Raw genomic sequence first — 7,292 nt, forward strand, 5'->3', positions numbered from 1 at the left:
ATGGAACCTACCAGATGCGAGAGGCGCCACGCAGCAAGAGCGGTTCCAGGATGGCGGAAAAACCGCGCCTGTTCACAGCGCGGCGGAGGCGCGTCCCAGGCCCTCGGCCACGGAGGTGAAGGCATCGCGGGTGCGCACGCGGCTCTCCCCGAAGCGTTCAATGTAGAGCCGGCGCACGGCGGGGATCTGCGAGGAGCCACCCGTGAGGAAGACCGCGTCCACCTCTCCGGCGCCCGCGCAGCGCTCCAGCAGGCCCTCGGTCACCTGGCGCAGTTCCTGAAGCAGCGGCTCGCTGGCGGCCTCGAAATCGGCCCGGGTGATGCGCTCGCGCAGCTGGATGCGCGCTTCGTCGAACTCCAGCACCGTCTCGTCCTCGGACGACAGCCGCACCTTGGCGGCCTCGATGGCCCGGAAGAGGCGGTAGCCCAGGTTCTCCATGACGAGGTCATACAGCGCCTTCGCCTCGTCGGGCTTGTCACTGGAGACGAGCATCAACTCCAGCACCTCCTGGGTGGCCTTCTTGCGGATGAATGACATTTCATGCCAGGAGAGCAGCTTGGCCATGACGTGCTGGGGCACGGGCAGCCGCTTGTCGCTCACGCCTCGCACCCGGTAGGTCGAGCCCGCGCCAAAACGCGGCAGCAGCGAGTGGCGCATGATCTCCGCGTCGAAGCGGTCACCGCCGATGCGCACACCGGTGGAACCAATCACATCCATCTTGCGGTCCGGCAGGCCTCGTCGCGAGGGCCCCAGCCGCATCAGCGTGAGGTCCGTGGTGCCGGCGCCGAAGTCGGCCACCAGCACCAGCTCGTCCTGGGTGAGCTGGGCTTCGTAGGAGAGCGCCGCGGCGATGGGCTCGATCAGGAACTGGACGTGGGTGAAGCCCGCGAGTTCCGCGGCGCGGCGCAGGCGCTGCTCGGCGAGCGCATCCGCCTCGGGGTCCGAGGAGAAGAGCGCGGGGCGGCCGAGCACGACACGCTCGGGAGCCCCGCCCATGTGGGGCGCCGCGGCCTCGCGCACCCGGCGCAACAACAGCGCCGCCAGCTCCTCGATGAGCCAGGTGCGCTCGTGAATCTGCGTGGCGCGGAAGGAGGTGCTGTGAAGGAAAGACTTCACGGACTGGATGAAGCGGCCCGCGGGGTCGTCCAGGTAGCGCGAGATGGCGGGGGCCCCCGTGTACGCCTCGCGCTCGTCCTCGGGAAAGAAGATGACGGAGCGGTAGAGGCGCGGGTCGCTGTAACCGGTAGAAACGGGCAGCACCCTTCCGTCAGGAAGGGCGAGGGCCGAATTGCTGGTTCCGAAGTCGAGTCCACAGACAGGCATAGGGCTCTTCCTCTACGTGCAAATCGCGGAGATGGATAGCGCCGAGTGCCGGTCCAACCCAGGCTCCAGTGCAGAGCCCGGATCCTCCCCCGGCCGCTCAAAGAACGGCGAGAATCTCGATCTCGACGTCGGGCTCGGAACAGCTGTCGCCCGGCACCTCCATGCGGGCGCCCGCCTTGCGTCCGATGAGCATCGAACCCGAACCCAGCCCACCCCGGTTGAAGACAATCTCGGTGCCGGCATAAGCGAAGGGCTTGTCCGTCTCCGAGGGAGGCGTGATCCACCGCCACTCCACGGCGTTCTCCCGCTCGTCCATGAAGCGCACCTGGACCAATGCCCCCACGTCGATGGGCTCATCCGCCTGGAAGAGCCGCAGGCGCGAATTCCTCGCGGCCTCCAGCCCCAGGAGGAGCGTCTTGCGCCGCGCCTCCATGCCCTTCTCCAGAAAGGGACGGTTGTTCTCGCTCATCGTGGCCAGCAGGCTGTCGCGCTCCGCCTCGAGCCCCTCGAGCAGCGACTGGAATCGCTCGCCCCGCATCCCATGAATCTGGGTCTTGTCCTCGGAGGTCAATCTCTTCGCACTCATTTCAGGCACCCCATGTCTTGTATCAAGATGATTCCGCGTGTCCTCATCACCGCCGCGCCCCAGACACCTCACGTGACGAGCGGACGGCCTCCGTGAGCGGCAACTTCCAACCAGGAATGACGCTCGTCGCGCTCGTGGTGTCGAGGTGGCTCGCGATCTGGTAGAGGCGCCGCGCGTCCGGCAAGGGGACACTGAAGCGGTCGCGCAGGTAATACGGCGGGATGGCCTGATAGTGCAGCCGTGCGCGCACCCGCGCGTGGAGGGAGATGGCGGAGAGTGGCACGTGGTAGCTCACGACGTCACAGCCACAGGCGGCGGAGCCATCGGCGGGGTAGTCGGGATCGCCGTCGACCCCGTGCGGCGCGAGCCCCTCTGGCAGCTTGCCATTCTCCAGCAAGGGCTCGAAGTTGGACTTCCAGCCCGTTGGCAACAGCCGGTTGTCCTTGAGCGGTTGGTAGAGCCCCAGGAAGCTCGTGGTCAGCTTGCCGTTGGAATCCGCGATGCGCTCCTCGTAGATTTGCACCTCGTCCTCGCGGGTGATGACCTGGTGGTGGGGCTCGGGCGCGAGGGTGTCCAGCTCACTCGCGAGCACCTCGCCGTCATGCCCGATGATGGCGCCAGCGCCGTTGGTCCGGCCCGAGGCCCACAGCGTCCCGCCGCTGTCATCCTCGATGGAGACCTCGAGAAAGGCGCGGCGGAAGGCCACGCCCGAGGGCAGCTTGTGCCCGGCCTTGTTGGTGACCTTGACGGTGAAGTCGAGGTGGTCTCCGTTCACCGTGGGCACGCCGATCTCGACGGCCGCCGAGGCATCGGCGAAGGCGCGGCCGCTCACGAGCGCGGTCTTCATCTGCAGGCGCGTCGGCTCGCCGTGCTGGTTGGACATGTAATCGTAGTCGGCGAGGCCGAACACACGCGGGGCCTGCGCGAACATGCTGAGCGCGAACAGGTTGATGCCGTTGAGCTGGTGGCGCGAATAGGGCGTGCGCTCCACGAGATCCACTCCCATGTGCACGTCAGGTGCGCCCGGGATGCTCGCCGTCGGGAAGTCGGAGTCCTCGATGCTCGCGATCTTCTTCTTGAGCGGACTGCCAGCGAAGCTCTTCGGCATATGGCAGTCCTGGCAGCGTTGCGGCGTCGCGCCAGCGTGCCCCTCGTCCTTGATGAACGCGTCGTTCACCCGATAGCTGCTGTTGCGCCACTCGAGGAACGTCGCCTGCTCGAAGAAGAAGCGCTCGTTGGTGCAGGAGCCGACCTTGCGCACGGGCAGCTTCACCACATGGCACGAGCCACAGAGCGCGGAGCTCTTCACCACCTGGCTCCGATCGCCCTCCCCCGACGGCGTCTTGCCTAGCGCGCGCTTCATCGGATCGGCACGTACATCCGCGGAGAACGGCCCCTGCACGTCATCCGCCGCGGTCGGCGTCCAGTTGCCCGTGTAGCTGGCGGGCGTCCCCAGGTCCTTGCCACTCATCTGGTGGCACACCGAGCAGGAGACACCGTCGCGCGCGAGTGCGCCGTATTTGCCGTCGGGGGCATCGGCGAGCGCGGAAACCATGGCGTGGTCGAACTTGCGTGAAGGCGCGTCCAGGCGCAGCTGCCGCTGACCAGCGGGGCCGTGACAGCTATAGCAGAGGTCGGTGATGTCCTCGGCGCAGGACTCCCGGTGGTGGGCCTCCCACTCGCGCTGGGCACGGAAGATGGGATCGCGTCCCGCCAGGCCCATCATCGAAGCCGACCATTCGCCATAGGACGAGACATCGGCATAGCGGGGTGTTCCATCGGCCAACTCGCCGTCGCGCGCCAGCAACGAGCCGGCACCCGCCAGCCCCTGCGCGATGTGGCCGACTCCCGAGTGGCAACTCCAGCATTGATCCGAGGTGAGGAAGGTGTCCGGCTGATGCTGGGCCGCCTTGGCGAAGACATGATCGAAGAAGCGCGGGATGTCCTCGGACGGCGCGCTCTCGTCGGCGGGAAGGCCGTATTGCGCGACGAATTCCGGATTGGCGCCGCCGAGTGCCGGGGGAATCGTGTCACGATCCGGATGAGGCGCGATGTAAGTGCTGGCAGGCTTGTTCTTGTAGTCGTCGTAGTGGTTGTCGGGATTCTGGGCATCGGCCTCGCGCCAGACGCGGCGATAGTCATAGATCGTCTGGGTGCGCGCGCGCGTGCCGCCGGTGCTCGCCGGCAGGTGCGTGGTCTGCGCGAAGGTGAAGTCACGCTGCGATGCGTGGCAGCGCAGGCAGACCTGATAGCCGAAGCCGTTGAAGGGACGGCAGTTGTCGAGGCGAAGCGTCTCCGACGAAGTCCACGCCAGCGGAGGTCTGCTGCACGCGACCACCCCGTGGCGCACTTCATCCTGGGCGATGTCGCTCCAGAACCAGCCATCGCGCGAGTCCTGGGGCCGGCGGATCATCGGCTGCCAGGCCACCAGCTTGAACACGCCGCCCTCCTCCTTGGCCTCGCCAATCGGCCGGAAGGTCTCCTTGATGATGATCGCCTGCTCGGGAACCTCTTTCTCTGGACGGCCTCGCTGGAGCCAGGCGCTCACCTCGGGGGAGTACCAGACACGCACCCAGCCGTGCGAACTCCCCTGGGTGGGTGTGCCCGTGAGGTGGACACCGTCCTCCCCACTCCAGCCGGGCAACTTGTAACACTGCCGCTCGAGGAAGGCCCGGAGCCGGTTGTTGAGCCCGGCCTCAAGCGGCAGATGCGGCGCCTCGAAGCTTGCGGGAGGCTGAGATGCGGTGATGGTCGCCGCGTCCTCGAACAGCGCCGCATGCAAGCCGCGACACTCCTCGGCGGTGCCGGGACTGTAGCCAGGCTCGTGGTCTGAAGGCACGGGGTCGGAGGAAGGGCTCGGGCTGCGGCAACCCATGAACAGCAGCACCAGAAAGACGAACTTCCTTGAGTGGATCGTCATCCCATCAACACTAGCGCACTTGGAGGCATGAGCGGATGGATTGGACAGACACAGCCTGAGGGGGCGCGGCCTGCACGGGTGCAGCAGCCGGGGCGATGAGTCCATTCCAACCTGGCCGCCTCCTCATTTAACCCTGACGGCAATATCCACAACAATCGAATCAATGCCTGACGCTCCGCGTCCAAGCCACCCGTCACCCTGGCGAGCCTTGCCCCCCCCCCACGCCAAGCTATTGACACGGTTCGCTTACCATGTTCAAAACCGGACATGGCAGAAAGTCCAGTCAAAATCGATAGATCGGTCGAAACTGGCGCCCCCAACGGACCTGCCTTTGAGAACACTCTCAAGGCCCTGGTGCGGGACAGGAAGCTCTCCTCGGAGGTCCTGAGTGCGCTCTTGGAGGGATTGCGCAGTCGGCCCGAGCGGGCGCAGCAGGCCCCACCGCCGTGCGAGATCGCGGTCGCGGGTATTGGCTGCCGACTTCCCCCCGATATCGACTCACCCGCTCGGCTCTGGGAGGCCCTGCGCACGGGTCACAGCGGTATCCGGGAGACGCCTCCAAGCCGCTGGGACGTGGAAGCCTACTACGATCCCAATCCTGACCGGCCCGCAAAGACGTACACGAAGTACGGCGGGTACCTTGACCGCATCGACGAATTCGACCCCGCGTTCTTCGGCATCTCGGCCCGTGAGGCGGCCGACATGGACCCGCAGCACCGGCTGCTGTTGGAGGTCGTCTGGGAAGCAATCGAGGACGCGGGCCTTCCCATTGAGCGGCTGAGGCAGCTCAAGACCGGTGTCTTCATCGGGATGAGCACAGACGACTATTACCAGCTCACCGTGGACGACCGCCGGCTCGATCAGCTGACCGCCTACACGAGCCTGGGAACCAGCCGCAGTGTCAGCGCGGGCCGCATCTCCTATCTCCTGGGCTTCAATGGCCCGACACTGCAGGTTGACACGTCCTGTTCGTCCTCACTGGTGGCGCTCCACCTGGCCGCGCAGAGCCTGCGCACGGGCGAGAGCGACATCGCCATCGTGGCGGGCGTCAACCTCATCCTCTCCCCCCTCAATCCCATCCTTCGCAGCCGCATCAGCGCGCTGTCGCCCACGGGCGTCTGCCGGGCCTTCGATGACTCCGCCGACGGCTTCGTCCAGGGAGAGGGAGTCGCCGCGGTCGTGCTCCGGCGGCTGCCGGAGGGCAAGGCTCATCAGGGCCGCGTCCGTGCCCTCCTGCGCGCCTCCGCCAGCAACCACAACGGCGGCGGCAATGGTCTCACGGCCCCCAATGGCAAGGCGCAGCATCAGCTCCTCGGAGACACCCTCAAGGCGGCGCGGCTCGGCCCGAACGATATCGACTACCTGGAGGCACACGGCACGGGCACCCGCCTGGGCGATCCGATCGAGGTCGAGGCCATCGCCGCCGCCTATGCCGGCCGCACCACCCCGCTGTTCGTCGGCTCGGTGAAGACCAACTTCGGCCACCTGGAAGCCGCCGCGGGCCTCTTGGCCTTCATCAAGACGGCGCTGGCCGTGGAGCATGGCGAGATCGCGCCTCAGCTCAACTTCTCCACGCCCAACCGGGAGATCGACTGGGAGCATGTCCCGGTACGGGTCGCGGATCGTCTCCTTCCCTGGCCGAGCACGGGGCGGCCCCGGCGCGCCGCGGTGAGCTCCTTCGGCATCAGCGGCACCAACGCCCACTGCATCCTGGAGCAGGCCCCCGCGGAGCCGGAAGAGGACGCGGCCCCCGCGGAAGATGAGCCGGTGTGCATCGCGCTGTCGGCCAAGAACGACGCGGCGCTCAAGGAGCTGGCCCAGCGCCATGCCTCGGCCCTCGCCTCCGGCTCCGCTTGCCCTCGCGACTGGGCCTACAGCACCTGCACCGGCCGCGCCCTCTTCCGCGAGCGCGGCGCCGTCGTGGGCCGCTCCTCCCAGCAGCTCGCCCAGGGCCTGCTCGACCTCGCCTCCGGCCGCCTCTCCTCCTCCGTCCTGCGCGGCAGCGCCCCCTCCTCCGGCCGCCCCCGCCTCGCCTTCGCCTTCAGCGGCCAGGGCGCCCAGTACGCCGGCATGGGCCGCGCCCTCTACCAGCGCTTCGCCTCCTTCCGCTCCGCCTTCGACGAGCTGGCCGCCCTTCACCGCGACTCCTCCGCCGGCCAGTCCCTCACCTCTCTCGTCTTCGACTCCCCAGACGCCGCCCTGCGTGACACGGGCCTGGCCCAGCCCTCCCTCTTCGCCTTCCAGTACGCCCTGAGCCGCCTCTGGCTCAGCCTCGGCGTCTCCCCCTCCGCCCTCATCGGCCACTCCATTGGCGAGTACCTCGCCGCCCACCTCGCCGGCGTCCTCTCCCTTCACGACGCCTACCTCCTGGTGCTCGCACGCTCCCGCGCCATGGCCTCGCTGCCTCCCGGCGGCTCCATGCTCTCCGTCCTCGCCAGCACCTCCCGCCTCGCCCCCTTCCTC

General features: G+C 67.6%; 4 protein-coding genes. 1 reads left to right on the forward strand and 3 read right to left on the reverse strand.

What is annotated here, in order from left to right; translation table 11 throughout:
• Positions 1 to 72 precede the first annotated feature (72 nt).
• The 3 genes from D7W82_RS14485 to D7W82_RS14495 form a co-directional block, all read right to left on the reverse strand.
• Complete coding sequence (locus D7W82_RS14485) at positions 73 to 1,323, reverse strand: Hsp70 family protein (protein WP_120618919.1); 1,251 nt, start codon at positions 1,321 to 1,323, stop codon at positions 73 to 75.
• Positions 1,324 to 1,420: 97 nt separating this feature from the next.
• The gene (locus tag D7W82_RS14490; RefSeq protein WP_147439340.1) at positions 1,421 to 1,909 is read right to left on the reverse strand and encodes a hypothetical protein; all 489 of its coding nucleotides are present in this window, start codon (positions 1,907 to 1,909) and stop codon (positions 1,421 to 1,423) included.
• Between the two features lie 46 nt (positions 1,910 to 1,955).
• The gene (locus tag D7W82_RS14495) at positions 1,956 to 4,829 is read right to left on the reverse strand and encodes a hypothetical protein (RefSeq protein ID WP_147439341.1); all 2,874 of its coding nucleotides are present in this window, start codon (positions 4,827 to 4,829) and stop codon (positions 1,956 to 1,958) included.
• Between the two features lie 267 nt (positions 4,830 to 5,096).
• Between D7W82_RS14495 and D7W82_RS14500 the strand changes: the two genes are divergently transcribed.
• Positions 5,097 to 7,292, forward strand: a 2,196-nt coding sequence (locus D7W82_RS14500) for a type I polyketide synthase (RefSeq protein WP_147439342.1), incomplete at its 3' end; no start/stop codon positions are given.

This window comes from Corallococcus sp. CA049B, assembly GCF_003611685.1.
GTDB lineage: Bacteria > Myxococcota > Myxococcia > Myxococcales > Myxococcaceae > Corallococcus > Corallococcus coralloides.